The organism is Actinokineospora sp. NPDC051303 (assembly GCF_055586285.1).
In genome coordinates, this window is record NZ_JBVJIN010000045.1 from 21889 (window position 1) to 47693 (window position 25805).

19 protein-coding genes are annotated in these 25805 nt (G+C 71.3%); 9 read left to right on the plus strand and 10 right to left on the minus strand.

All coding sequences use genetic code 11. The annotated features are described in order from the left end of the window. Nucleotides 1-136: 136 nt before the first annotated feature. A complete protein-coding gene (locus ACZ6SD_RS26360) occupies nt 137-1018 on the minus strand; it encodes an ABC transporter permease (protein ID WP_465319695.1) in 882 nt (293 codons plus the stop codon). Nucleotides 1019-1125: 107 nt separating this feature from the next. Continuing rightward, nucleotides 1126-3978, minus strand: a complete 2853-nt coding sequence (locus tag ACZ6SD_RS26365; RefSeq protein WP_465319678.1) for an alpha/beta fold hydrolase — start codon at nt 3976-3978, stop codon at nt 1126-1128. Between the two features lie 304 nt (nt 3979-4282). Between ACZ6SD_RS26365 and ACZ6SD_RS26370 the strand changes: the two genes are divergently transcribed. After that, nucleotides 4283-5335, plus strand: a complete 1053-nt coding sequence (locus tag ACZ6SD_RS26370) for a TerC family protein (RefSeq protein ID WP_465319679.1) — start codon at nt 4283-4285, stop codon at nt 5333-5335. Nucleotides 5336-5440: 105 nt separating this feature from the next. Continuing rightward, entirely contained in the window at nt 5441-7378 is a 1938-nt protein-coding gene (locus tag ACZ6SD_RS26375) for a S9 family peptidase (RefSeq protein WP_465319680.1), read from the plus strand. 459 nt (nt 7379-7837) lie between these two features. Here the strand turns inward: ACZ6SD_RS26375 and ACZ6SD_RS26380 are convergent, their stop codons facing one another. Both ACZ6SD_RS26380 and ACZ6SD_RS26385 read right to left on the minus strand, forming a co-directional pair. Further along, nucleotides 7838-8491, minus strand: coding sequence for an RES family NAD+ phosphorylase (locus ACZ6SD_RS26380; RefSeq protein WP_465319681.1), 654 nt, complete (start codon nt 8489-8491; stop codon nt 7838-7840). A gap of 28 nt (nt 8492-8519) precedes the next feature. Next, the gene (locus tag ACZ6SD_RS26385; RefSeq protein ID WP_465319682.1) at nt 8520-9104 is read right to left on the minus strand and encodes a DNA-binding protein; all 585 of its coding nucleotides are present in this window, start codon (nt 9102-9104) and stop codon (nt 8520-8522) included. A 145-nt stretch (nt 9105-9249) separates the two neighbouring features. Here ACZ6SD_RS26385 and ACZ6SD_RS26390 point away from each other — a divergent pair, with 145 nt between their 5' ends. Continuing rightward, on the plus strand, nt 9250-11130 hold the full coding sequence (locus tag ACZ6SD_RS26390) for a beta-propeller domain-containing protein (protein ID WP_465319683.1): 1881 nt from the start codon (nt 9250-9252) through the stop codon (nt 11128-11130). A gap of 307 nt (nt 11131-11437) precedes the next feature. On the opposite strand, the gene ACZ6SD_RS26395 is transcribed toward ACZ6SD_RS26390, so the two are convergent. Beyond that, nucleotides 11438-11821, minus strand: coding sequence for an SSI family serine proteinase inhibitor (locus ACZ6SD_RS26395; RefSeq protein ID WP_465319684.1), 384 nt, complete (start codon nt 11819-11821; stop codon nt 11438-11440). A 245-nt stretch (nt 11822-12066) separates the two neighbouring features. On the opposite strand from ACZ6SD_RS26395, the gene ACZ6SD_RS26400 reads away from it, so the two are divergent. The 5 genes from ACZ6SD_RS26400 to ACZ6SD_RS26420 all read left to right on the plus strand — a co-directional run bounded on the left by ACZ6SD_RS26400 (nt 12067) and on the right by ACZ6SD_RS26420 (nt 17245). Continuing rightward, on the plus strand, nt 12067-13131 hold the full coding sequence (locus ACZ6SD_RS26400; RefSeq protein ID WP_465319696.1) for a transposase domain-containing protein: 1065 nt from the start codon (nt 12067-12069) through the stop codon (nt 13129-13131). A 23-nt stretch (nt 13132-13154) separates the two neighbouring features. Beyond that, nucleotides 13155-14207, plus strand: a complete 1053-nt coding sequence (locus ACZ6SD_RS26405; protein ID WP_465319685.1) for a Gfo/Idh/MocA family oxidoreductase — start codon at nt 13155-13157, stop codon at nt 14205-14207. Nucleotides 14208-14466: 259 nt separating this feature from the next. Next, nucleotides 14467-15006 carry a hypothetical protein gene (locus ACZ6SD_RS26410; protein WP_465319686.1) on the plus strand — a complete coding sequence of 180 codons (540 nt, stop codon included), beginning with the start codon at nt 14467-14469 and terminating at the stop codon, nt 15004-15006. A gap of 121 nt (nt 15007-15127) precedes the next feature. Continuing rightward, nucleotides 15128-16420 carry a diaminobutyrate--2-oxoglutarate transaminase gene (gene ectB / locus ACZ6SD_RS26415; protein ID WP_465319687.1) on the plus strand — a complete coding sequence of 431 codons (1293 nt, stop codon included), beginning with the start codon at nt 15128-15130 and terminating at the stop codon, nt 16418-16420. Between the two features lie 90 nt (nt 16421-16510). Next, nucleotides 16511-17245, plus strand: coding sequence for an alpha/beta fold hydrolase (locus ACZ6SD_RS26420; protein WP_465319688.1), 735 nt, complete (start codon nt 16511-16513; stop codon nt 17243-17245). A gap of 62 nt (nt 17246-17307) precedes the next feature. Here ACZ6SD_RS26420 and ACZ6SD_RS26425 read toward each other — a convergent pair whose 3' ends face one another. Then, nucleotides 17308-17682, minus strand: a complete 375-nt coding sequence (locus ACZ6SD_RS26425; RefSeq protein WP_465319689.1) for an FKBP-type peptidyl-prolyl cis-trans isomerase — start codon at nt 17680-17682, stop codon at nt 17308-17310. Nucleotides 17683-17974: 292 nt separating this feature from the next. Between ACZ6SD_RS26425 and ACZ6SD_RS26430 the strand changes: the two genes are divergently transcribed. Further along, entirely contained in the window at nt 17975-19225 is a 1251-nt protein-coding gene (locus ACZ6SD_RS26430; protein WP_465319690.1) for an endonuclease, read from the plus strand. A 54-nt stretch (nt 19226-19279) separates the two neighbouring features. Here ACZ6SD_RS26430 and ACZ6SD_RS26435 read toward each other — a convergent pair whose 3' ends face one another. The 4 genes from ACZ6SD_RS26435 to ACZ6SD_RS26450 form a co-directional block, all read right to left on the minus strand. After that, complete coding sequence (locus ACZ6SD_RS26435; protein ID WP_465319691.1) at nt 19280-19642, minus strand: DUF4180 domain-containing protein; 363 nt, start codon at nt 19640-19642, stop codon at nt 19280-19282. Then, the gene (locus ACZ6SD_RS26440) at nt 19639-20067 is read right to left on the minus strand and encodes a helix-turn-helix domain-containing protein (RefSeq protein WP_465319692.1); all 429 of its coding nucleotides are present in this window, start codon (nt 20065-20067) and stop codon (nt 19639-19641) included. Before ACZ6SD_RS26440 ends, ACZ6SD_RS26435 begins: the two co-directional genes overlap by 4 nt. 65 nt (nt 20068-20132) lie before the next feature. Beyond that, the gene (locus ACZ6SD_RS26445; RefSeq protein WP_465319693.1) at nt 20133-23243 is read right to left on the minus strand and encodes an NACHT domain-containing protein; all 3111 of its coding nucleotides are present in this window, start codon (nt 23241-23243) and stop codon (nt 20133-20135) included. A 9-nt stretch (nt 23244-23252) separates the two neighbouring features. Continuing rightward, nucleotides 23253-24575, minus strand: coding sequence for a UvrD-helicase domain-containing protein (locus ACZ6SD_RS26450; RefSeq protein ID WP_465319694.1), 1323 nt, complete (start codon nt 24573-24575; stop codon nt 23253-23255). Nucleotides 24576-25805 lie beyond the last annotated feature (1230 nt).

Below are 25805 nucleotides of genomic sequence, written 5' to 3' on the forward strand. Positions count from 1 at the left end.
ACCTCCTTGTCGCGCCGGACAACGGTAGCGAACCATGCCCCGATCATGATCATCTACCGGGTCGGGCGAACGCGCGAGGGCCGCCCCCGCGCGGCGGGGACGGCCCTCAGAAGCGTCGTCTTCGGTTAGTGCTGTCCTAGCTGGTGATGTCCTTGGTGCGGAAGCGGCGGGCGGCCAAGAGGCCGAAGATCGCCGCGTAGGTGACCGCGGAGAAGGCGCCTCGGGTCATGTTCGCCCAGTCGATGTCGGTGGCGATCAGGTCCGACCACGCGAAGCCGAAGTGGGTCGGCAGGTAGTCCCGCAGCCCGCCCAGCGCCGTGATCTGGTCCAGGATCTGCGACAGGATCGCGACCAGCACCGTCCCGCCCACCGCGCCCAGCGGCGCGTCGGTCGACACCGACAGGAACACCGCCAGCCCGGCCACCCACAGCAGGTTGACCGAGATGTAGACGACCGCGAACAGCATGGCCAGCAACGAGTCCGAGAACGCGATGGCGTCCCCGGTGGGGCTCACCGCCTCGCCGGAGCCGTAGAAGATCACCCCGACTAGCAGCGCCACCGCGGGCAGCAGCGCGAGCGCGAACACCGACAGCAGGCCGGACGCGATCGCCTTCTGCCGCAGCAGCCGCTGCCGGGGGACCGGCATGGCCAGCAGGTACTTCAGGCTCGACCAGGACGCCTCCGAGGCGATCGTGTCGCCGAAGAACAGCGCCACGATCATCGGTAGCAGGAAGCTGCCCGCCGCGAACAGGACGAACACCACGAAGTTCGGCGCGCTGGCGGTGGCCAGGTCGACGAAGCCGCCCGAGCGCCGCCCGCTGGTGTCCGCGCCGAACTCGAAGGCGCCCCACAGGATGAACGGCAGCAGCACCAGGAAGCCCAGCAGCAGCTGCGTCCGCCTGCGCCGCAGCTGCCGGACCAGCTCCACCCGCACCGGCAGCGTCCGCCCCGGCCGGAAGCCCGCCACCGAGCCGTCCGGCTCGAACCCGGTGGACTCCCGGTTGGCGGCGACCTCCATCTCATCGATCGCGGCCGGATCGGTGTGGACCGTGCTCACCGATTCGCCCACCAGCACCGTGTCCGTCGTCTTGTGCCCGTTCTCAGACTGTCGTGGCGATGACTTGCTCACGGCGCAGCCTCCTCTCCGACCAGCTGCAGGAACGCGTCCTCAAGGCGGCGGCGCGGCCCCGCCTGCTCGACCGCGACCCCGGCCCGCACTAGCACGGTCAGCGCCGTCGAGCGCGGCATCCCGTCCAGGTCGGCGTGCACGAGGTCGCCCTCGACGGTCACGCCGTGCACGCCCGTCACACGGCGCAGCGCCTCGGCCGCGGTCTCCGGGTCGTCCACCCGGAAGGTCGCCTCGCCGCCGCCTGCCACGATGTCCTCGACCGCGCCCGCGGCGACGAGCTTGCCTCGGTGCATGACCACCACGCTGTCGCAGGTCTGCTCGACCTCGGCCAGCAGGTGGCTGGACACCACGACCGTGCGCCCGGTGGACGCGTAGCGGCGCAGCACGTCGCGCATCTGGTGGATCTGCGGCGGGTCGAGCCCGTTGGTCGGCTCGTCGAGCACCATCAGGTCCGGGAAGCCGAGCATCGCCTGCGCGATCGCGAGCCGCTGGCGCATCCCCTGGCTGTAGGTGCGGACCTTGCGCTCCACCGCGGCGCCCAGCCCGGCGATCTCCAGCGCCTCGGTGAAGTGCGCCCGCTCGACCGGCCTGCCGGTGGCGGCCCAGTACAGCTCCAGGTTCGCCCGGCCGGACAGGTGTGGCAGGAAACCCGCGCCCTCCACGAACGACCCGATCCGCGACAGCACCGGCGCCCCGGAGTGAATCCGGTGCCCGAAGACCCGGATGTGGCCCTCGGTCGGCTGGATCAGGCCCATCAGCATCCGCAGCGTCGTGGTCTTGCCCGCGCCGTTGGGGCCGAGCAGGCCGAGGACCTGGCCGCGCTCCACCCGGAACGACAGCGAGTCGACCGCCTTGAGCCCGCCCGGGTAGGACTTGGACAGGTTCTCGATGACCATCGGCACCTCGGCGAGGTCGGGGTCGACGTCGTCGGCGCGCCGACGACGCAGGAAGCCCCAGACCGCGGCCAGCGCGCACAGCCCGAGCACCACCGCGATGCCGATCAGCGGACCGGCGGGCGGCGCGCTGCTCGACCGCGTCCCCGGCACCACCGGGACCGAGAGCGTGGTGCCCGGCGCCACCGACACCCGGTAGGTGGCCGGTTGCGCGGGCATGGCGTAGGACTGGTCGGTCGTGGACACGACCAGCTCGATCCGGTGGTCGGCCTCGATGGGCCGCACGATTCCCGGCAGCGACACGGTGACCTCGGCGGGCGAGCCGTCCGCGGGCAGTCCGGTCACCCGGAAAGCCGACACCGCCGACCCCGGCAGCGTCCGCACCCCGTCCGGCCCGACGTCGTAGAGCTTGGCGAACAGCACCACGCCGTCCGGTCCGGGCGCGCCGCCCACCGTGGACACCCGCAGCGTCGCCGTGGTGGCCCCGGCGATGAGCAGCTGCCCGGTCAACGGCGCGCTGGCGAACCGCGCCGACTGGCCGGGCAGGTCGATGGCGACCCGTCCGGCGAGCTGCGACGAGCCGCCGATCACCGCGCCGAGCCCCGGCATGCCGCTGATCGAGGCCGGGTTGCCGCCTGGCGGGTTGACCACGGTCTGCTCATCGCCGATGACCGCGACCGGCCGCCGCTCGGTGGCCTGCCCGCCGGTCAGCCCGGGGTAGGCCGCCGCGGTGACCGTGCGCACCGACGGCGAGCCCTGGGCGCGCAGCGCGCCGCGGACCGCGTACTCGAACCCGGTGCCGGGGTCGTCGCCCTGGCCGCGCAGGTGGAAGTCGAACCAGTCGGCGATCTGCCCGCGCAGCTCCGGGCCCGGCCTGCCGCCGTCGTGCCCGCCGGTGTACCAGACGACCTTGACCGGGGCGCCCGCCGCGCTGATCTGCCGCGCGGTGGCGTCGGACTGGTCGAGGCCGAAGAGGGTGTCCTGCTCGCCCTGCACCAGCATCGTCGGCTGGGTGATCTTGTCCGTCACCGAGACCGGGGACACCGAACGCAGCAGGTCGACCGTCTGCTGATCAGCGCGTCCGGTGGTCGCCACCTGCGCGTAGGCCCGGCAGACCGCCTCGGTGAACCGGCCGCACGGGTCGGTGGTCTCGGCTGGCCTGCCGCCGCCGGGGACGCCCACCGGGGCGGCGCCCGCGATCGCGCCGCTGTTGGCGTTCTCCCGGGTGCCCGGCTCGGACGCGTCCGTCGTCGGGTTCGCCAGCCCGGCCGCGCCCATGCCCGCGGCGAAGAAGATGCCCGCCCAGGAGCGCTTGAACACCCCGTCCGCGCCGAAGGCGTTGGCCGAGGGCGACGCGCCGGGGGGCTGGGCGCCCGCCGAGTTCGGCAGCAGCGCTTGGCCGAGGTCGTTGTAGGTGATCAGCGGGGCCAGCGCGTCAACCCGTTTGTCGGTGCCCGCCAGCAGAAGCGACAGCGCTCCGCCGTAAGAGCCGCCGGTCACGCCTACCTTCGGGTCGTTCGGTCCGTCTTGGACGACCTCGGGTCGCTTGGCCAGCCAGTCGACCAGGCCCGCCGCGTCGGCGACCTCGTAGTCGGGCGAGTTCAGCGAGATCCGGCCCTCGCTGCGGCCGAAGCCGCGCGCGGACCAGGCCAGCGCGACGAACCCGCGCTGGGCGAGTTCGCGGGCGTCGGACTCGACGCTCTCCTTGCTGCCACCGAACCCGTGCGCGACCAGCACCGCCGGGGCGGGGGTGCGCTCGGGGAGGTAGAGGGTGGTGTCGATCTTGACGGGCTCGTCGCGGGCCGGGCCGCTGAGCAGGTCGACGAACGCGTCCTGGGTGCTCACCGGTGGCGGGTCGTCGCCGGTGTTCAGCCAGACAATTCCGGCCGAGCCCACGGCGACGACGAGCAGTGCGGTGAGGGTTTGACGCGTGCGGAGGCGAGGGATCCTGGGCACGTCAACGACGGTATTCGACCGTTGCTGAGAGTGTTCCCAGCGGGTGAGCGGGCCGTCACGCGCCGGTGTGCCTGTGACGTACCCCAACCCGGGTAAGGGAGGGGCCCGCTGGTGTGTTGTGCTGTGACAGGTAAGAATGACAGGTAAGCATCACTACGCAGTGAATGTGTCGGAGGGGAGTATTCCTTCGCATCGGTGTCGTCAGCACGGACCAGTCACGGGTCCCGGTGCCGGTGGCCGGATCACATCCGGCGGAAGAGACCTCCGGTTGTCGGCGCATGCCCGTACACCGGAGGTTTGATTGATGGTTATCCCTGCCTGGGTCTGGATCGCCACGGTGGGCGGTCTGATCGCGTTGCTCGCGGTCGACCTGCTCGTCGTGGACCGCAAGCCGCACGAGGTCTCGCTTGGCGAAGCGGGCCGCTGGGTGGCGTTCTACATCGCCTGCGCCCTCGCCTTCGGAGGCGCGATCTGGGCCTTCTCCGGTGGACAGTACGCGGGTGAGTTCTTCGCCGGTTATATCACCGAGTATTCACTTTCCGTTGACAACCTGTTCATCTTCTTGATCATCATGTCGGCGTTCCAGGTGCCCAAGATCCACCAGCACAAGGTGCTGCTGATCGGCATCGTGCTCGCCCTGGTGATGCGCGGCATCTTCATCGCCGTCGGCGCCGTGGCCATCGCCAAGTTCAGCTGGGTGTTCTACCTGTTCGGCATCTTCCTGATCTACACCGCGTGGAAGCTCTCCCGGCAGGGCCTCGGCGAGGACGAGGAGTACGAGGAGAACGGCCTCACCCGCTTCGCCCGCAAGGTGCTGCCGGTGACTGACTCCTACCACGGAGCCAAGACCGCCGTGAAGATCGACGGCAAGCGGTACTTCACCCCGATGCTGATCGTCATGATCGCCATCGGCACCGCCGACCTGCTCTTCGCCGTCGACTCCATCCCGGCGATCTTCGGGCTCACCAAGGAGCCCTTCCTGGTCTTCACCGCCAACGCGTTCGCGCTGATGGGCCTGCGCCAGCTCTACTTCCTGCTCGGCGGGCTCCTCAAGAAGCTGGTCTACCTCTCGGTCGGCCTCGCGGTCATCCTCGCCTTCATCGGCGTCAAGCTGGTCCTTGAGGCGCTGCACACCAACACGCTGCCGTTCCTCAACGACGGCGAGCCGCTGCACGTGCCGACCATCGGCATCGGGCTGTCGCTGTCGGTCATCGTCGGCGTCCTGCTCATCACCACGGTCGCGAGCCTGATCAAGTCGCGCCGCGACGAGGCCGCGGGCGGCGCCGGAAGCGCCAAGGACGTGCCTGGGGAACTCGACCCGCTGGAGTCGGCGGAACCGGTCGAGAACAAGCGCTGACCTGTCACGGTAAAAGCGGGCGTCCGGTGGGCGCCCGCTTTTCTGTGACCAATGGGAATAACAAACGTCCCTGACGGCGGCGGGTGGTCCGGTACGGTCGTCGTCGTGCGCCCTGAGGACATCGACCTGCTGGCGGCGCCGGGAGCGCCCGCCCTGCGCGGTGATCTGCTGCTCGTCGGCGTCACCGCCGCGGACCTCGCCGCCAACGCCTATCGGGGCGGTCTGCACCGCGTCGCCATTGACGGCGGCGGGGTGAAGGAGTTCACCCGCGGTTTCCGGGACACCGCGCCCGCGATTTCCCCGGACGGGACGCACGTCGCTTTTCTGCGCAGCGACGGCCCGGCGGGCAAGCCCCAGGTGCACGTGATGCCGGTCGACGGCGGGGAGGCTCGTCCGGTGACCGCGCTGCCGCTCGGCGCGGGCGCGCCGGTGTGGGCGCCGGACTCGCGGCGCGTCGCGTTCGTCGCCCGGGTCCCCGAGGCGGGCCGCTACGGCACCGAGTCGGCCGACGGTGACATCCCGTCCGCCGAGGCGGAGGCGCCGCGCCGCATCACCCGGCTCGACTACCGCTACGACGACATCGGCTTCGTGACCGACCGGCCCGCCCAACTGTTCATCGTGGACACCGCGACCCCTGACGCGCTCCCACGCCCGCTGACCGAAGGCCCCGGCGAGCCCGTCAACCCGGTCTGGACCTCTGCTGGCGAGCACATCCTGGTCGGCGCCAAGCGCGACTGGGGCGCCGAGGACACCCAGCGCGCCGACCTCTACGCCATCCCCGCGGACGGCGGAGCCCCGATTCTGGTGGCGCGCAGCGCGGGCACCGTCGAGCACCCCGTCATGGTCGCCGAGGACACTGTCGCTTTTCTCGGCGAGGCGTTCGACGGCCCCGCCGCCGTGGCGCGCAACGTCGGGCTGTGGACCGTGCCACTGGCCCTCGACGGCCCGCCCGCGCGACCGCGCAGACTCACCGACGCGGAAACCGTGGACTGCGAACCCGACGCGGGCAGACCGGTCGCCACCGCGTCCGGGGTGCTCGTGGCCGTCCGCAACCGAGGCGCGGTAGAACTGCGCCGCGTCGCCCCGGACGCGGACGGCGCGCCACTGTCCGAATTGGCCTTGGTGGCCGGGGAACTGGCCGTGGTCAAGGGTTTCGCCGCCGACGGCGACCGCGTGGTGTGCTCAGTGTCCACTTGGGACTCGGCGGGCGAGGTCGTCCTTGCCGAGGACGAGACCACCCGCGAGCTCACCGATTTCTCGGCGCCACTGCGCGCCACGGGCCTGCGCCCCCTGATCGAGATCAAGGCCGCAGCCCCGGACGGCTACGCCACCCACGGCTGGCTGGTCCTCCCGGAAGGAGACGGCCCCCACCCGGTCATCCTGGCCGTCCACGGTGGACCGTTCAGGTACTACAGCTGGGGCCTCTACGACGAGGCGCAGGTCTACGCCGCCGCCGGTTACGCCGTCGTCCTGCCCAACCCACGCGGCTCAGCGGGCTACGGCGAACGACACGGCCAAGCCATCATCGGCGCACTGGGCACAGTGGACGTCGCGGACGTCCTGTCGGTCCTCGACGCCGCCCTGGAACGCCCCGACCTGGACCCCACCCGCGTCGGCGTCATGGGCGGCTCCTATGGCGGCTGGATGGTCGGCTGGCTGGCCGCCCACCACGGCCACCGCTTCCGCGCCGCCTGGAGCGAACGAGCGGTCAACTGCTGGGACTCCTTCGCGGGCACCTCCGACATCGGCTGGTGGTTCGCCGACGCTTATTGCGGCCCCACCCCCGGCGCCCGCACAGCCATGAGCCCCCTCACCTACGCCGACCGAATCACCATCCCCTTCGCCATAACCCACTCCGAACAAGACTGGCGCTGCCCCTTGGAACAGGCACAACGCATGTACGTCAAACTCCACCGAAACGGCACCCCCACCCAACTCCTCCTCTTCCCCGGCGAAGGCCACGAACTAACCCGCTCCGGCACCCCCCGCCACCGCAAACAACGTTTCGACGCAGTCCTGACCTGGTGGTCCCACCACCTCTAACCCCAGCGCGAAGTTATCCACAGGCAAGATCGTTCCAGCCCCGATTGTCGGCCTGGTCCGATAGACTGGAGCGGGGTCAGCCCCCAGGGTGGGTGGGGCTTTGTTGTGGGGCTGTGCGGCGGCAAATCAAGTGCTGTCGCGGTCGTGACTGGGCGTTGGTTAAGTGGCCTTTGTGTGGGTCAGCCCGCCCGCCAGCCCAGCCTTCCTGTCAGCCCCGCGTTCCTGCCAGGCAGCACCTACGCTCGCCAGGTGCTCGATGGGGTGGAGTGGTTTCTTTGGGGGTGAAGGAAGATCCCTAAACTTGCCGTGGTCGTGGGGCCGAAGGCTCCCCACCCGTCTTTCCCACGACGGGATCTTCCTTCGTAGGGGCCCCAAAGAAACCACTCCACCCCATCGAGCGGACCCCCACCAACCCAGCCACCCAGGGAACCCAGAGAGCAGACCCACCAACGAAAGCCATCACAGCAGCGTGTAGTTCAAATCCTCACAAACCCGAGCCAACGGCAGATCCAACCCCGGATAATCCAACGGCAGCAACACATCCGGCGTAGTGGGCAGCGCCGTCCGAGCAGGCGGATCCCACAAGCAGACCGCAGGCTCCCCACCATCCATAGACGACCGGTACCACAGCCCATCAAGATCGGGATGCGCCGCGCGAATAGCCCGGGCCCACGCCTGCGTCATGATCTTGTTCCCGCTGCTGATCTCCTGCGAAGCCCCCGCCCGAGTCGGCCACAATCCAGTCAGGTCAAGCAGTTTCAGCGTCCGCCGAGGTCGGAACACCACCAGGTGCGGTCGCCGCGTCGTCCGGTCGACAACCAGCGTCTGCTGAAACACCTCAGCCACACTCGTGCGCACGGTCAACCCGAAATACAACGCGCCGTGTCCGGGGGCGGGCGCGGGACCGCCGTCCGGGCCGAGGGGGTGTGGGTCGAAGCGGGCGTGGGGCAGGGGGCCGGTGTAGCGGAAGGAGTTCCAGCGCTGCCGGTGCGCGCCCGCCGCCGCGAAGACTCGGACTAGGTGTGTGCCGCTGTGCACGGCGAGGACGTCCTCGTCAACGCGCAGGAGGGGTTTGAGGACAGCAGGAGCAGGCGGCTGGGGAAGCCGTGCCATCGGGGAGTTGTCCAGTCGTCGGTATAGGTCAGGCGGGCGTGCCGAGTACCGAGGCCAGGGCGGCGACCTTGGTCGGGTCGCCGCCTGCGAGCAGCCACTGCCGGGGTGTGGCGGGCTGGTCGTTGACTCGCAGGTCGGGCTGCGGGGTGGTCATGAACGCGGCCACCACCAGCGGCGGCTGGTCGTCGGGGACGGCGGCCAGCACGGCCTCCAGGCCGGGCAGCACTCCGGCGGAGGTGAACTGCCAGGCGGGCAGCCGCCAGCCGCCGCGGTCCTTCCAGCCCGCGAGCCTGCCCGCGGAGAGCCGGTGCCGGATGCGGCTGGTGTCGACGCCGACGGCGTGCGCCGCGGCGGACACGGTCAGCGCCGAGTCGCGCAGGACCGCCTGGGCGGCGACGGCGCGGGCGCGGGAGTCGACTTCGTCGGCCCGGCGCGGGGTCAGGTCGAGGCCGACGTCGGAGAGGGTGTCGCGCTGCTCGGTGGAGAAGTAGTCGGCCGGGTCGGGGGTGGCGGGGGAGAGCCGCCGCGCGGCGTCCTCCACGAGCTCCAGGAACTCGACCGGGCTGACTCTCAGGCCCGCTTTGGCGAGCAGGGTCTCCAGGGCGACTGTCATGCACCTAGAGTAGCCTGAATGTGCGGGTTCGTGCGCCTTTGTGTGAAAACTCACCTAGATCGACACGGACCGCACACACTCCAACACAAAGCGTTGTATCAGCATAGCTGCAACGCCTCTGGCATGCCATTACGTCCATCCGGTTATGAGCAGCGACTTACGCCGGTGGCCCCGTTCGGGCGCCGTCGCGGCGATAGCGGTCATCGGAGCGGGCGTCGTGGGCGCCGCGTACTGGCTGGGTGCCCCATCCGAGCGAACTCACCCGACTGTGGAGTCCGGCGCGGTGCGGCTGGTGGCCTACGACTCGTGCGCGACGGCGCTGGCCGACCTCAAGCGCGCCGCGCTGGCCCGCGTGGGGCCATGGGGCCTCGACGGCGGCCAGTATCCGGCCACCGGCGCGATGGAGGACGGCGCCGCCGAGGCGCCGACCGCGCGGACCCTGGACGGCGGCCACTCCCGGACGAACAGCCACGAGGCCGCCGCCGACGAGCCGGACGTGGTCAAGACCGACGGCAGGCGCATCGTCACCGTCATTGACGGCTCCCTGCGCGTGGTCGACACGGCGACTCGCGCGGTCACCGCGACCCTGGCCATGCCCGGCGGCCGCGCCACGCACCTGCTGCTCGACGGCGACCGCGCCCTGGTGACCGTCGCCCCGAATGACGTCCCCGAACCACGCGCGTCGACCACCCTCGTCTCGGTCGACCTCGCGGGCGGCGCGCGGGTCCTCGGCTCCCTCTCGGTCGACGGCGGGTTCATCGACGCCCGGCAGGTCGGCTCACTCGCCCGGGTGGTGGTCCGGTCCGTGCCGAACCTGCCGTTTACCCACCCGACCGGGGACGGGGACGCCGACCAGGCGACGCTCCGCAACCGGGAGATCATCGAGCGGTCCACGATCGAGCAGTGGCTGCCGCGCTACGTCCTGGAACGCGCGGGCCAACGAGAATCCGGCCAGCTGGTGGACTGCGCCTCGGTCAGCCGCCCGGCCGACTACACCGGCGCCGCCCTGCTCACGGTGCTCACCCTCGACCTGCGCGCCGACCCGCACCGGGGCGACCCGGTGGCCGTGGCGGCGGACGGCGACGCGGTCTACGGCACCGGCGCCAGCCTCTACCTCGCCGACGACCGGCGGGCCCGCTTCGGCGGCATGCCCGCGCGGGCACGCCTGGCTGGCGACGGCCCGGTCCGCACCGAGGTGCACCGGTTCGACATCGCCGGGCCCGGCAAGCCAGCGCACGTCGCCTCCGGCGCGGTCGACGGGGCGCTGCTGAACCAGTACTCGCTGTCCGAGCACGAGGGAAACCTGCGGATCGTGACCACCACCGAGGACCCCACCGGGTGCTGCGACCGGACGCCGGGCACCGAGAGCGCGGTCAGCGTGCTCGCCCAGCATGGCTCGGCGCTGGTGCGGATCGGCGGGGTCGGTGGTCTCGGCGTGGGGGAGCGCGTCCAGTCGGTCCGCTTCCTCGGCCCCACCGCCTACGTGGTCACCTTCCGCCGCACGGACCCGCTCTACACCGTCGACCTGAGCGATCCCGCGAGTCCGAAGGTCACCGGCGCGCTCAAGATCACCGGCTATTCGGCCTACCTGCACCCGGTCGCCGACGGCAGGCTGCTCGGCGTCGGGCAGGAGGCGACCGACGAGGGCCGGGCCACCGGCACGCAGGTGTCGCTGTTCGACACCACCGGCGCCGAGGCCCGTCCGATCGCGCGCCACCACCTGCCGGGCGCGTCGTCGGCCGTCGAGTTCGACCCGCACGCGTTCCTGTTCTGGGCCGAGCGCGGCCTAGTCGTGGTGCCGGTGGACGCGCGCGGTGGTTCGGGCCAGGGCGGCGCGCTGGTGCTGCGGCTGACCGGGGACACGATCACCGAGGCGGGCACGCTGGCGCACCCGCCAACCGGGGCGGAAAGCGGTGTCCGCCGGTCGCTGGTCGCGGGCGGGGCGCTGTGGACGCTGTCGGCGTCGGGTCTGCTCGCGAGCGACCTCGACACCCTGCGGCAGCTCGCCTGGGTGCCGTTCGCCTGACGCTCGCGGGAGGGGGCCGTTCCGGAGCCCGAGGGGTCGCACCATCGGGCTCCGGAGTGTCCGCGATGATCGATCGCGGTCGGCCGGGCAAAGGACGCGCGGCGGGCGGTGGCCCGCGACGTTCATCCCTTTCGGTGAACCTGAGTGGCGTTAATCACTGTCTGGTTTTTTCGCACGCCGACACTAATGGTTGAACTGTTACTCATGCGGACTGGCGACACCCATTCTGGTGAATCGTCACGCAGAGTCAATAGTTCGCCGGTTGTCGAAACCGTCGTGGAATTGCGCGCGCCGGTCCGCTGAGAAATCACAGCGCGAAGACCGGGCCGGTGGCCACCTCTAGGGCGCACCGGTTCGGGTGGACGCGTTCATGGGCGACGGGCCGGTTCTGCCAGAGTCCATTGGCGGTGACGACAAGCGGCGCGTACTCCATGGTGCACGGGCGGTCCGGTCCCACGTTGAGTTCCTCGAAATTGCCGTCCACCTGCGCGATCGCCGCGCAGGCCGCAGCCGCGCGCGGGTGCGAGCCACCCGTGGGGACGCACCGCAGCACGGCGGTGGTCGGCGTCTGGCCCGGTGCGCCGACGGTAAGCGTGAGGTGGGTCTGCGCGCGTGGCGCCGCCGTGGCCGCCGGGGTCAGGGCGGCAGCCGCCGCGACGGCGATGGCGGCGGCAAAGGTCTTTCTGAGCATCCTTGGTCACTCCTTCTCGGAGGGCTGATCACCCGCCGAATGGGTGTATGGGGGAATTCGTGCCCGACCGCGATCGGCGGCCGGGTCAATGTGAGCCTAGAACTCTCGGAATTGTTTTGCGGTCCGGGGCCTCTGGCGCCCGGGGCGCGCCCGATGCTATTCATGTCGCCGCGGTTGTCGACAAGATCGACTACAAGCCGACTTCCTTAAGTGCCATCGGGTGAGAGGTCCTTTCTGTGGGCGGAATGACACGCGCGGCGAAGGCGACGCGGGACCGTTTGTCCGACCGGGTCGCGATCGGGATGTTGATCACGGCCTTTCCCCCCGACGAGGTCGACGCCGCCATCGACGCCGCGGGCGCCCGGGAGCAGCGCTCGCGGGCGCTGCCCGCCCGCACGATGGTCTACTTCACCCTCGCGCTCTGGCTTTTCGGCGGCGCCGGGTACGACGCGGTCCTCGCCCGGCTCACCGCCGGGATGCGCTGGGCGGGCGTGGACACCGGCGCGCGGTCCGCGCCCAGCACCGGGTCGATCACCAAGGCCCGCAAGCGGCTGGGCCCGGAGGTGATGCGCAGGCTGTTCCTGCGTCGGGCCGCGGCCGACAGCGCCGAGTGCTGCCGCTGGCGCGGCCTGCGCGTGTGCACCCTCGACGGCGGGGCGGTCGACATCCCGGACACCGCGGCCAACCTGGCCGCGTTCGCGCACTCCAGAGTGCGTCTGGCCATCCTGGCCGAGCACGACACCGGCGCCCTGCTCGACGTCGCGGTCGGCTCCTGCCGCGAGGAGCTCGGCGCCCGGGTGCTCGGCTCGCTGACCCCGGACACCCTGGTCGTGGCCCACCGCGCCGGGCCGGGGCAGGACCTGTGGCGCACCGCGGTCGACCGGGGCGCCCGGCTGCTCTGGCGGCCCCGCGCCCCGGTCGCGCTGCCCCGGCTGCACGTGCTGCCCGACGGCACGTTCCTGTCCCGCCTGCTGCCCGAGCGCGACCCGGTCGACAGCTCGCTGGCGGTGCGGGTGGTCCAGGCGGCGGACAGCGTCCTGGTGACCACCCTGCTCGACCCGGACGAGGCCCCCGCAGCCGAGCTGGTCGCCCTGCACGCGGCCCGCTGGCGGTTCGAGTCGCTGTTCGAGTCGCTGGAGGCTGGCCCGGTCGCGCTGCGCTCCCAAGATCCACATGGCGTCGCCCAGGAGTTGTGGGCGATGCTCTGCGTGTACCAAGCGGTGCATCCATGGCGCGGTAAGGAAGCGATACTGCGCACTGGTGCGCCGACCAGACGCCCGACCCGGCCCACGATGGTGGATCTGCGGTAGGCGGCGGCAGACGAGGAGGGCCGATGGCGACCGAGTCCCGGGTGGCGGTGATCGGCTACGGCCTGGCCGGATCGGCGTTCCACGCCCCGTTCATCGCCGCGACCGAGGGCCTGCGGCTGGCCGCCGTGGTCACCTCCGCTCCCGCGCGGGCCGCCGAGGTGGCCGCGCGCTACCCCGAGGCCGCCGTCGTGGGGAGCGTCGAGGACCTGTGGCGGCGCGCGGACGAGTTCGACCTGGTGGTGGTCGCCTCACCGAACCGCTTCCACGTCGAGCAGGCCGAGGCGGCGCTCGCCGCGGGCCTCTCGGTCGTCGTCGACAAGCCGGTCGCGGCCACCGGGCGCGGCGTGCGCAGGCTGGTCGACGCGGCCGAACAGGCTGGTCTGCTGTTCACGGTGTTCCAGAACCGCCGCTGGGACGGCGATTTCCGCACCGTCCGCCGCCTGGTCGATGACGGCGCCCTCGGCGTGGTCAACCGCTTCGAGTCCCGATTCGAGCGTGCCGCCACGACCGTGCGCGCGGGCTGGAAGGCCAGCGCCGACCCCGCCGCGATGGCCAACATCGTCTACGACCTCGGCAGCCACCTGGTCGACCAGGCGATCGTCCTGTTCGGCGCGCCCGTCTCGGTCTACGCAGAGACCCGGACACCGCGCGCGGAGGTGCCGGTGCCCGAGGACGCGACCGTGCTGCTCACCCACGCCTCCGGCGTCCGGTCGTACCTGCGGATGAGCAACGCCTCGATGCCGGTCGCGCCCCGGTTCGCCGTCGCGGGCTTGCGCGCGGGCTACCGTTGCTGGGGGCTCGACCCGCAGGAGAAGGCGTCCCGCGCGGGCGTGGCGCCCACCGCCCCCGGCTTCGGGGTGTACCCGCGCACGCAGTGGGGCGAGCTGGTGACCGAGGCGGGAACGCAGATGGTGCCCACCCTCGACGGCGACTACTTGGCCTTCTACGGCGCGGTGTCGGCGTGCCTGCGCGGGGAGGGGCCGCCGCCGGTCCAGCCCGCCGAGTCGGTGACGCTGGTCGACACGATCGAGGCGGCCATCCGGTCGGCTGGCAGCGGGAAACCCGTTCCCCTATAACGGCCCCTGCCCACCCCAGTCCCGGCCGCGACGCGCGCGGCGCGCGGCCCGGCGCCGGCTACGTTCGGCGTGGTCACGATGGCCGGGAAACCGACAGCGCGGAGCTGGACCGCCACCGCCGGACACGACGTTCCCGACCGGGTGACCGTGGCTGACCGCTCGCCCGGAAGCGACCGCTTCCGGTCCTGTCCTCGGCCCAGCACCCGGCTCGGCCACCGCCGGGCCGGACGAGGGCCGCCCATCGGAAAGGCCGCCATCCATGCGCACTGCCCTGCTCCGCATCGCCACCGTCCTCGCGACAGCCGCGACCTGCGTCGCCGTTGGCGCGGGCGTGGCCTCCGCCGCCCCAGCGGGCGCGGAGAAGGACCCGGTTTTCACCCCGGCCGCCCCGGTCTCGGTGCTGGTCACCAAGCTGACCCACAGCCAGGCCACCTCGATGCTGCGCTCGTCCAACATCACCTGGTCGTCCAGCGGCAACTGCAGCAACCGCTACAACTCGTCGTGCACCTCATTCGAGCAGGTCAACCTGGCCACCATCCAGGGCGCGCAAACTCTCAAGAGCGCGAGCGGCTGCGGGCTCAACATCACCGGCGGCACCGAGGTCGGCCACGCCAGCGGCACCTACAGCCACTGGAACGGCTACAAGCTCGACTACTCGCTGACCACCTGCCTGGGCAACTACATCCGCAACAACTTCACCTACATCGGCGGCAACCAGTGGCGCTCGGGTAGCGGCAACATCTACTACCTGGAGAGCAACCACTGGGACGTGACGTACTACAACTGCGGCGGCTGCTGAGCCAGCCGGGGTCGGCGCGCCCCGGCTGCCGGGGCGCGCCGACTGTCCCAAGTGGACGGTGAAGGTCAAATTAGGGGACCCTAAGAAACCGGCCGTTGTGGCTACGGTACGTTACTCGCCCATGACCGTCACGCAGCCCGACGCGGCTCCGAAAACCCGTGCGGGCACTGAGGTGTTCGAGGAGCTGGAGTCGGAGGTGCGGCTGTACTGCCGCAAGTTTCCCGCCGTTTTCGCCTCCGCGAAGGGAAGCACGCTCGTCGCCGAGGACGGGCGGGAGTTCCTGGACTTCTTCTGCGGGGCGGGCGCGCTCAACTACGGTCACAACGACGACCGGGTGATCGCCAAGATGGTCGACTACCTGACCGCGGGCGGCGTGCTGCACGGCCTCGACATGCACACCACCGCCAAACGCGCGTTCCTGAGCAGGCTCCGCGATGTGGTGCTGCGCCCGCGCGGGCTCGACTACCGGGTGCAGTTCTGCGGTCCGACCGGCACCGACGCGGTCGAGGCCGCGCTCAAGCTCGCCCGCAAGGCCACCGGCCGCCGTCCGGTCGTGGCGTTCACCGGCGCCTTCCACGGCATGTCCAACGGCTCCCTGTCGGTGACCGGGAGCCGGTCCGCCCGCCGCGGCTCCGGAGTGTCCTTTTCGGACACCACCTTCCTCCCGTTTGAAGACGGGCCAGCGGGTCGGTTCGACTCGATCGGCCTGCTGGAGCGGTTGCTGGACGATCCCAGCGGGGGTGTCGAGCCGCCCGCCGCGGTCGTGGTCGAGTCGCTGCAGATGGACGGCGGCGTCTACCCCGCGTCCTCGGGCTGGCTGCGCGACCTGCGCGCGGTCACCGCTGCCCGCGGCATCGTGCTCATCTGCGACGAGATCCAGGCGGGCTGCGGGCGCACCGGCCGGTTCTTCGGCTTCGAGCACGCCGGGATCGTGCCGGACGTGGTGACGCTGTCGAAGTCGCTCGGCGGGGTGGGCATGCCGATTTCCCTGGTGCTGCTGCGACCGGAGCTGGACGTGTGGGCGCCCGGCGAGCACACCGGCACCTTCCGGGGCAACCAGCTCGCGTTCGTCGCGGGCGAGGCGGCGCTGGAACTGTGGGAGCGCCCGGACTTCCTCGCAGGCCTGGCCGCCCACAGCGCCCGCATGGCGGAGTTCGCCGCGGACGTCGCTGCGGCAGACACCGAGGTGCGCACGCGCGGGCGGGGCATGGTCGTCGGAATCGACACCGGCCGGACCGAACGGGCCGCCGCCGTGCAGCGGCACTGCTTCGCGCACGGCCTGATCGTGGAGACCTGCGGCCGCGGCGGCGAAGTCGTCAAGGTCACCCCGCCGCTGACCATCGACGGCGACGACCTGGAGCGCGGCCTGGCGATCCTGCTCGACGCGGTGCGCCGCACCGCAGGGACAGTCTGAGCGGCGCATCTGACCGTCCCAAGAGGACATTCGCCCGAGATTGACGCGGTATGGCTGCGTCCGGCCGCGTTCTGTACGAAGATCATGCCCATGGCTGACGACGTCGACCGCGAACCGGTGCTGGTGCTGCTGCACGGACTCGCGGGCACCGCGGGAGTGTGGGCCGGGCTCATCGAGGAACTGGCCGAGCGCTGGCCCGGCGCCGCGGTCGCGCCGGACCTGCCCGGCCACGGCCGGTCCGCGCCGCTGGACCGCTACTCCTTCGGCGGCATCGCCGCGCGCGTCGCCGCCGACCTCGACCCGACCCGGCCGGTGGTCGTGCTGGGTCACTCGCTCGGCGGTGTCGTCGCCCTGGCCCTCGCCTCGGGCTGGTTCGGGGTGCCGGTGACGGCCGCGGTCTGCCTGGGGGTGAAGGTCAGCTGGTCGCCGGACGACCTGGCCAAGGCCGCAGCGCTGGCGGGCAAACCACCGAAGGCGTTCGAGAACCGGGAGAACGCGGCGAGCTGGGCCCGCAAGCTGGCCGGGCTGTCCGCCGACTTCGCCGACTCGGTCACCCTCGGCCCCTCGGGCTGGCGGGCCGCGCTCGATCCGCGGGCGTTCGCCGTGGGCCGCCCCGACCTGCCGGGCCTGCTCGCCGTCGCTCGCTGCCCGGTGACCCTGGCGGCGGGGGAGCGGGACCCGATGTCGCCCGCCGAGCACCTGCGCGCCCTGACGCCCGACCCGGTGATCCTGCCCGGCCTCGGCCACAACGCGCACGTCGAGGACCCGGCCGCCCTCTGGCCGCTACTGGAGCCGATCTTGGCCCCGCAGGTCACCGGCCGCTGACGCGCCGGAGGCCGCCTTTCCCGACGCTCGACGGGAAGGCGGCCTCCGACGCGGGCCCTGGGTCAGCCCACGCTGATCAGGTCGACCACGAAGATCAGGGTCTCGCCCGGCTTGATGGCGTTGCCCGCGCCCCGCTGGCCGTAGCCCAGGTGCGGCGGGATGACCAGCCTGCGCCTGCCGCCGACCTTCATGCCCGCGACGCCGCGGTCCCAGCCCGCGATGACCCGGCCGCCGCCGAGCGGGAAACTGAAGGTCTCCTTGCGGTTCCAGGAGGCGTCGAACTCCTCCCCAGTGGAGTGGGCGACGCCGACGTAGTGCACCGTCACCAGCTTGCCCGGGGTGGCCTCCGCGCCGTCGCCGACGGTGAGGTCGGTGACCTCCAGGTCCGCGGGCGGGGCACCCTCGATCGGGTCGACCTCGGGCTTCTGCAAAGCCATGCTGCGCTCCTTGCTTACCGTGAATCAGTCCCGATCATCCTCTCCCGGAGCCCATCCGGACGCGCGGCGACCCGCCGTTCGGCCGCTGTCCACACCGGAGTCACAGCCGATTTCCCCGGAGAAGACGGCCGATTATCCCCGGAGAAGACGGCGGGGTAACGCCGAACGGGCTCGTGGCGACTCTCCTAGCGCGGCTCTGTCACCCCCCGACGGCAGGGCCGCTTTTTCCTGTCCGGCGGGCGTCCGCGCGGGATCAGCCATCGGTCCGACATCGAAACGCACCGTCACGTTCATGAACTGGTGTGCACTGTCGTGGCAATCTTCACTCGATCGTGGAACAGCGATCACGCTGGGTCAACAGTCGGGGAGAGGACCACCTGTGCAGACACGTCGTTGGACGCTCTTAGCCCTCTTGATCAGCCTGGCCACCGTCGTGGTGGCGCTCCAGATCCAGCCCGCGGCCACCGCGGCCGCCCCGCTGACCGTCACCCAGGCCATCGCGCAGCAGAACGGCGCCGTCGCCACCGTGCGCGGGTACGTCGTCGGCCAGCCGACCGCGACCACGACCGTCGTGCGGTCCAACTTCCCCTCCGACTACGCGCTCGCCCTGGCCGACACCGCCGCGGAGACCAACACCTCGCGCATGGTCTACGTGCAGATCACCTCGGCGTTCCGCGCGTCCTACGGGCTCAAGACCAACCCCGGCCTCCTGGGCAAGCAGCTCGACGTCACCGGCTCCCTCAGCGCCTACTTCGCCCACCCCGGCCTGGTCTCCACCACGGCGTTCGCGACCGTCGGCGCCACCCCGACGACAACGCAGCCGACCACCACGGCCACCACGACGCCCGGCGACTACGACTCGACCTACTACCGCACAGCCATCGGAAAGAGTGGCGTCGAACTCAAGACCGCGCTGAACCAGATCATCCGCACCAACACCAAGCTCACCTATGACCAGGTGTGGAACGCGCTCAAGGCCACGGACGAGGACCCGAACAACGCGGCCAACGTCATCCTGCTCTACACCGGCCGCTCGCAGAGCAAGACCAGCAACGGCGGCGACCCCGACGACTGGAACCGCGAGCACGTCTGGGCCAAGTCGCACGGCGACTTCGGCACCGCGACCGGCCCCGGCACCGACATCCACCACCTGCGGCCCACCGACGTCTCGGTCAACGCCACCCGCGGCAACAAGGACTTCGACCTCGGCGGCGCCCCGGTGGCCGAGGCGCCCGGCAACTTCACCGACGCCGACTCCTGGGAGCCGCGCGACGCGGTCAAGGGCGACGTGGCGCGGATGATCTTCTACATGGACGTCCGCTACGAGGGCGGCGACGGGTACGTCGACCTGGAGCTCAACGACAGCGTCAACAACGGCACCAGCCCCTACCACGGCCGCCGCTCAGTGCTGTTGCAGTGGAACGCCCAGGACCCGCCGGACGCGTTCGAGAAGCGGCGCAACCAGGTGATCTACGACAGCTACCAGCGCAACCGCAACCCGTTCATCGACCACCCCGAGTGGGCTCCGGCGATCTGGAACTGACCGCCCCGGAACAGACGTGACGCGGGGCCGCCGGGACATCCGGCGGGCCCGCGCTCAGCCCAGGCGCGGCGCCAGGTCGGCCAGGCTGTCGACGAACCAGAAGTCCGTGCCCCGGTTGGCCTCGTGGACGAACGCGCGGAACGCCGAGCTGGCGGCCAGGTGCGCGGAGATGTCGCCGAGCACGGCCAGCGGCATCCGGTAGCCCACGAACTTGTTCACCACCTCGCCCGCGACCCGGGTGCCGAGCTGGAAGAACCGCTCGTCCAGCCGCTCGACGGGCAGCACGACCATGGCCGCGCCCCGGCCGTACGCGTCGCCGATGAGGTCGACCGCGTCCCGGTCGCTGACCACCTTGGGGCCGTCCGCCGCGCACACCAGGAGGTCGGTGTCGCGCAGCCGGGTGATCGTGTCGGTCATGGTGGTCCCTCCGTGAGCGCGTGGACGAGCCGCAGCAGCTCGGCGGTGGTGGCGGCGCCGCCGAGGATGACGACCTTCAGGCTGGCGCGTTCCTCGTCGTAGACGGTTTGCAGCCGCAGCGGCGTGTCGCCTTCCCGGTAGCCGTTGGCCGACGCGGTCAGGGCGGTGCTCACCCGGCTCGCGTCCGCGCCGCTGATCGCGTCCACCCGCACGATGGTCGACACCTCGACGTGCCGGTGCCTGGGCACCTCGGTGATCTCGATGGGCCTGCCGGTCAGCGCCTCCAGGTCCGCCCGCGCGATCCGGTACTGCTTGCCGATCCGGACCGCCTTGAGCTTGCCGTCGCGCACGTAGTTGCGGACGGTCCTCGGATGCAGCCCCAACCGGTCCGCCACCTGCTCGACGGAGAACATCTCCTGACTCACGACTCCTCCTCTTCCGCACCCAAAGTACCGCATTTTCCGCATCGGTGTGGAAGATAAGGAGTGATTCATGGGTGTGGGGTGCCCTCGCGGAGCGGGAACCAGGGGGCGGAGACCGGCAGCGCGGCCCGGTCCCAGACGATGTGCCAGGGGCCGATGGGCTGCGAGAGCGTGGCCAGGGCGGGCGGCGAGATGGCGTCGAGGTAGTCGGACACGGCCCGTTCGTCGTAGTGCCTGCCCTCGACCGCGCGCAGCAGCATCCGCCACTCCGGCGTCCAGGTCTCCGACCCGGCCATGTCGTGCAGGTCGCGCAGCAGCGTCGGATGGGTGCGCAGCGCCAGCAGCAGCGGCAGCGGCGAGCGGTTGCGGGGCGAGCGCAGCCGCATCAGCCAGCGTAGGAAATCCATGGTGAAGTCGGCGGTCCAGTCCCGGCAGCGCATCCCGAGCACGGCGTAGGCCAGGTCGGCGACGTCGGCGGTCACCTTCAACGGCACCGACTCCGGCGCGTCCAGGTCGGCGAACATCGGGGTCTCGCCGGGGCCGCGCATGGCCGCCGCCCACAGCCACGAGACGATGTAGTCCACCCAGTTGTCGGTTTCCCGCCGCTGGCCCTCGTGCACCGCGTAGGTCAGTCCGTCGTGCAGGGCGTACCCGGTCCGCAGCCTGCGCTCCAGATCTCGTTCCTCGCGGAGCCGCGCCTGCCGGATCTCGTCGAATCCGGCCAGGAAACCGGAGTCGACGGCCGCGGTGAGCACCCCCTCCCGGCACGAGATCGACGGCAGCATCGCCCGGTAGCCCTCGGCGTCGAGCCCCGCCTGCCACAGGCTCACCATCGACCGCCACTGCGCCATGGGGTCGTCCTCGGACCACAGGCCCGCCAGCGGCACCCCAGCCCGGTCGACGTCGGCGGCCACCCGCAGCAGCACGAGGTTCGCCGAGTACGCCGCGAGCGCGCGCACGGTGTCCGCGGCCTGCGGGCGGTAGTCGGGGTAGCGGCTGGCCGGGCGGCGGTGCCGGTGGTCGGCGATCAGCAGGTCCAGCGTGCGGGCGACGTCGGCGCGCTCGTCGGCGTCCATCGCGGCCAGCCGGGCGTCGATGAACCCCAGCGTGGGCCGTTGGATGGCGAGCGTCTGGTGCGAGAGCAGCACGAACAGCAACTCGTCGTCCGGCTCGTGGAACCGGCGCCTGCCGAAGGCCCCCTCGGCGACCTCGGCCAGCACGTCCACCACCCGCGCCGCGGCGAGGTACTCGGCGAAGGTCGCGTGCAGGAACTCGTAACTGCGCTGCACGGTCCCGGTGTTGGCCTCGGCCGAGTGCACGAAGAAGAACTCGCCCAGCAGCCGCTGCCCCGACGGCGACGGCTCGCCGAGACCGGCGAGGTCAGCGCTCAGCTCGGCCTCGGTGATGGCGTGCTTGCCCCGGTTGAACATGCCCATGGCCGCAGTGGACAGGCGGCGGAGCTGGTCGTCCACCGCCACCGCCATCTCGGCTTCCGCCAGCGGCTGCCCGGCCTTCTTGGTGACCTCGCGCCGGGCGAAGGTGTCGAACAGGCGCTCGTAGAGGTCGGCCTGGGACAGGTCCTTGTCCGACAGCGCGACCTGCGGGTCGGAGTAGTACAGGGTCAGCATGAGCAGCAGCAGCGGCTGCCCGGCCAGCTCGCGCTGCGCCAGGGCGGCCTCCGGGGGCATCCGCCGCGCCGGGGACGCGGTGTTGGCGGTGTTCCAGACCGCGATCCACTGCCGGATCTGGTCGTCGTCGAACTCCTCCAGCTTGACCACCGGCAGGCCGTAGGGCAGGCGCACCCGGTCGGCGACCAGGGTCCGCGAGGTCACCAGCACCGCGACCGGGCGGCCGAGGGCGGCCTCGACGCGCTGGAACTCCACGATCTCGTTGAGGTAGCCGCCGCGGTCGTGCGTCGTGGCCTGCAACAGCTCGTCCAGGCCGTCGAGCAGCACCACGCGGATCGTCTCCGCGCTCTGGTCCACCAGATCCGGCCACGACACCCGGCGGTTCGTGGCGAGGTCGAGCGCCTGCTGGATCTGGTCGGACACCGTCGTGTTCGCCTCGACCCGGCGCAGCGGCACCCGCACGACGGTGTAGGCCGACTCGGGCAGCCGGGCGGCCAGCACCTTGGTCAGCAGCGACTTGCCCGCCCCGGGGTGCCCGAGCAGCAGCAGCGGCAGCCGGGTCGACCCCGGGGTGCTGAAGTGCCGGGCCAGCAGCAGTTCCAGGTCGCTGCCGAACTCGACCTCGTCCCACCAGCGCTCATCGGCCAGCCGCGCGGTCCCGAAGGTCTCCACGGCGCGAAAATGCGGGGTGAGGAAGATGTCGGCGACCGCGGGGAAGACCGCGTCGATGCCGTACCCGTCGGCGTCGATGTCGATCACCGGCCGGGACAGCTCGGCCTGGTTCACCTCCCACACGATCCGCCTCGGGTCCCGCACCGGAGTGTCCGATGTGGACACTGTGAGCAGGTCGGCCAGCCGGGCGAACGCGGTCCGGGTGGCCGCGTGCTCGGCGAAGGAGGACCACAGGGCGAACTCCGGCACGGTCGCGGCCAGTTCCAGGTAGTACGACCGGTACCGGGAGGCGACCAGCCGCTCGAAGCCGTCCGCGGTTGGCTCCATGCGGCGGGTGAGGTTCAGTTCGGCGAGGAACCCGCGCACCTCCCGGATCATCTGCTTGGCCCAGTGCGCCACGCTCGTCGCGGTCTCCTCGAAGCCGCCCAGGGTCGACGGGCACGGCACGGTCAGCCCGTAGAGCTGGCGCGCGGTCTCCTCGCCCCACCTCGGCGTCTCGCCCCCGGCCAGCAGCACCTTCTCCGCGTCGGTGATCTCGGCCTCGTCGTAGAGGTCGCGCATCTCCTCGCGCAGGGTGTCGAAGAAGGCGGCCAGCACGATCGTGGTGTGCGCGGCCACGACCAGTTCGTGCCGGGCAAGACCACCCGTGCGGGTGAGCCTGCCCGAGACCGAGTCCAGGGCGTCGCGCAGCAGCCCGGCCGCCTCGTTCTTCTGGTCCACCCAGCCCCAGACCGCGCTGACCGCCGCCGCGGCCGGGGCGAGGCCCGCGGCCAGCACCGCGCCGCCGAGCAGCCGGTTGAGCCGGTCCAGCCAGGGCCGGTCGTGGTGGCCGAGGATCTGGAGGGCGCCGCGGAAGGTGATCGCCGGGTCACGTCGCACAGGGACCCCCTAGAGATCGTCGGGGACGGGGAGCGGCCATGGCCGGGTGCTCGCCATGCCCCACCACAGATAATCCCGGGCCCGGGTCGCGGCGACGAGGTGCTGCCGGTCGCGCAGCTCCCGGAACTCCCGCTCCGCGCCGAGTCCGCTCGCGCCCCGCGCCGTCGTCTCGACCACCAGCACCGCCCGGAAGTCCAGGCCCTTGGCGTCGTGCACGGTGCCGAGCTTGAGCCGGTCGTCGGCCTCGCCGGTGTAGTCGGCCAGGAGCTGGAAACCGATCCCCGCCGCGCCCAGGATGTCCCGGCAGCGGTCCAGGTCCCGGTGCTCGAACACGATCACCGCCGCGTCACCGGTGGGCACCGGCAGGCTGGTGACCGCGGCGGTCAGGGCGGCGGGCAGCGCGTCCTCTGGCCCGCGCCAGCACTCGGTGCGCCCACCGGCGTTGGCGGACTCGGCGTCGCGTAGTGCGATCACCGCGCCCTCGGAGTCGTCCACTTCATTGGTGGCGTGCAGGTGCTGGGCGAAGCCGAGCACGTTCGCGCGGTTGCGGTAGTTCACCCGCAGCACCTCACCGCGCCCGGAAATGGGGATGCCCGCGTCCGAGAGCCGCCAGCCACCGGGGTAGACCTGCTGCTGGCCGTCGCCGAGCAGCAGCAGCCGGTTCGCCCCGTCGCCCGCGAGTTGGCGCAGCAGCCGCAAGCCCACCAGCGGCATGTCCTGGACCTCGTCGGCCACCACCGCCGCATAGGACTCCTCCAGCGGGTCGCGCGCGAGTTCGACCATGGCGCGGTCGATCAGGTCGTTGTGGTCGTGCAACCCGTCCTCGGTCAGATTTCCTTGGTAGCACTGGAAAAGCCGCCACACATGCGCGCGCCGCTCGGCGTCCAGGCGCAGGCTCCGCCCCCGCCTGCTCGCCCGCGCGTAGTCGGCCAGGCTCGCGATGCCCCGCCCCTTGATCACCCGGTCGATCTCCGCGCGCCAGTAGTCCGGATTCGGCTCAAGATCGGCCAGTTCCCCCCGATGCGCCTGCCACGCCCGGCAGAACGCCGCCGCCACACGCTGGTGCTGCACCACAAGGTCATGCCCGCGCGAACGCAGAAAGTCACGCACCCAGGCGTGCAGGTTGGTGAACTCCACCCGCTCGGCCAACTCCGGCGCCAGCCTGCGAAACGAGGTCCGATGCACCTGCGGCAACGTCCGCACGACCGTCGTGAACAGCAACGGCCCCACACTCCGCCGCGCGAGATGCCGCAGCCGGTGCAACGCCACCACGGTCTTACCGGTCCCCGCCGGACCACTGATCCGCGCGGGCCCGTTGTAGTGACGGCTCACGATGCCGTCCTGATTGGGATGCAGGAAAGCCAGCCACCTGTCCGACCCCCCACCAACGGAACCAGCGATTTGTTCGGACGCGCGCCCCCGCCGCGCACTCAGCCGGACGTAATCGGGCACCTTGTCCTCAACCTGGTCGGCGATGTCGTCCACCAGCCCCCGAGGCAGATGGGGCCCGTCCTGCGGAACCAACTCCGGCAACCGCTCCTCATCGACCACCCGACACAGGTGATGGCCCGGCACCGGTTCCCCACCCCCCGGTCGCACCACCACCAAACTGATCGCGCTGCGGACCAACAAATGCCCACCCTGATCCCGAATCCCCGCGAACCGCCTCTCGGCCCGCCGCAAAATCGCCCGCGCCACCGACTCAGCAGGGCACTCGGCTGACACCACAACCGCGAGCACACCCCCCGGCCCCACCACAAAGGCGTCCGCCCGCCCTTCCCCCCGCACCGGCCGGGCGAACACATGCCACCCCTCCGCCGCCCTCCCCACCAACCCGCCTATCACCCTCCGATGCGCGGACGGCAGCCCCGGCAACGCCTGCCGGACCAACTCCTCAACCTGCCGCTCGCGCGCACTGTGCCCCACTAGACCTCCTTAGATGACTGTGGGTAGTGAAGATATTCCGCTGCGCACTCACGCGGTACCGGCCGAGCGGCGGTCACACGGATGCCACACCCGGCCACAAAGAACCATGAGATCCACATCCCCGAACCCCAGGTTCCGGCCAACACCGAATCCCGACCACCCCACCCCCGCCCCCAGCGCAGACAATCCCCTTCACTCTCCGTACCGCCCCCCACCACCCCCACTCACCCGGTCAGGCATTCAGGCCAGCACCAGGCTTTCCGCACCGCCACCCCACGCACACCCCACCCACCACCAGCGGCAGGCGCCCCAGCCAATGCCCGCCAGCCTCCCCACCCGCCCAGGCCGCTTCCGCTCCGGCCAGTCCTCAGTGGAAGCAGAACCCCTTCACCCTCCCGTGAACCGGCGCCAGAGTCGCCAGGTCTCGATCGGAGCAGCACAGCGAACCCCCTCAAAGCGGGACAGCGAACCCCCGACCAGGCCAAACCAGCGCCCGCCCAGCGCTCGATGGGGCAGAGCAAAGAGCAGTAGACCTGCCCCCCAACGAAGCCGCACGAACCCTGCCAGGTGCTCGATGGGGTGGAGTGGTTTCTTTGGGGGAGAAGGAAGATCCCTAAACTCGCCGTGGTCGTGGGG

What these genes read in the sequence shown, in the direction of transcription:
- ACZ6SD_RS26390 (WP_465319683.1), top strand. Translation starts at nt 9,250, where the DNA reads ATGAGCAGCGACTTACGCCGGTGGCCCCGTTCGGGCGCCGTCGCGGCG.
- ACZ6SD_RS26400 (WP_465319696.1), top strand. Translation starts at nt 12,067, where the DNA reads ATGACACGCGCGGCGAAGGCGACGCGGGACCGTTTGTCCGACCGGGTC.
- ACZ6SD_RS26405 (WP_465319685.1), top strand. Translation starts at nt 13,155, where the DNA reads ATGGCGACCGAGTCCCGGGTGGCGGTGATCGGCTACGGCCTGGCCGGA.
- ACZ6SD_RS26435 (WP_465319691.1), bottom strand. Translation starts at nt 19,642, where the DNA reads ATGACCGACACGATCACCCGGCTGCGCGACACCGACCTCCTGGTGTGC.
- ACZ6SD_RS26370 (WP_465319679.1), top strand. Translation starts at nt 4,283, where the DNA reads ATGGTTATCCCTGCCTGGGTCTGGATCGCCACGGTGGGCGGTCTGATC.
- ACZ6SD_RS26425 (WP_465319689.1), bottom strand. Translation starts at nt 17,682, where the DNA reads ATGGCTTTGCAGAAGCCCGAGGTCGACCCGATCGAGGGTGCCCCGCCC.
- ACZ6SD_RS26420 (WP_465319688.1), top strand. Translation starts at nt 16,511, where the DNA reads ATGGCTGACGACGTCGACCGCGAACCGGTGCTGGTGCTGCTGCACGGA.
- ACZ6SD_RS26395 (WP_465319684.1), bottom strand. Translation starts at nt 11,821, where the DNA reads ATGCTCAGAAAGACCTTTGCCGCCGCCATCGCCGTCGCGGCGGCTGCC.
- ACZ6SD_RS26430 (WP_465319690.1), top strand. Translation starts at nt 17,975, where the DNA reads ATGAACTGGTGTGCACTGTCGTGGCAATCTTCACTCGATCGTGGAACA.
- ACZ6SD_RS26385 (WP_465319682.1), bottom strand. Translation starts at nt 9,104, where the DNA reads ATGACAGTCGCCCTGGAGACCCTGCTCGCCAAAGCGGGCCTGAGAGTC.
- ACZ6SD_RS26360 (WP_465319695.1), bottom strand. Translation starts at nt 1,018, where the DNA reads ATGGAGGTCGCCGCCAACCGGGAGTCCACCGGGTTCGAGCCGGACGGC.
- ectB (WP_465319687.1), top strand. Translation starts at nt 15,128, where the DNA reads ATGACCGTCACGCAGCCCGACGCGGCTCCGAAAACCCGTGCGGGCACT.
- ACZ6SD_RS26380 (WP_465319681.1), bottom strand. Translation starts at nt 8,491, where the DNA reads ATGGCACGGCTTCCCCAGCCGCCTGCTCCTGCTGTCCTCAAACCCCTC.
- ACZ6SD_RS26410 (WP_465319686.1), top strand. Translation starts at nt 14,467, where the DNA reads ATGCGCACTGCCCTGCTCCGCATCGCCACCGTCCTCGCGACAGCCGCG.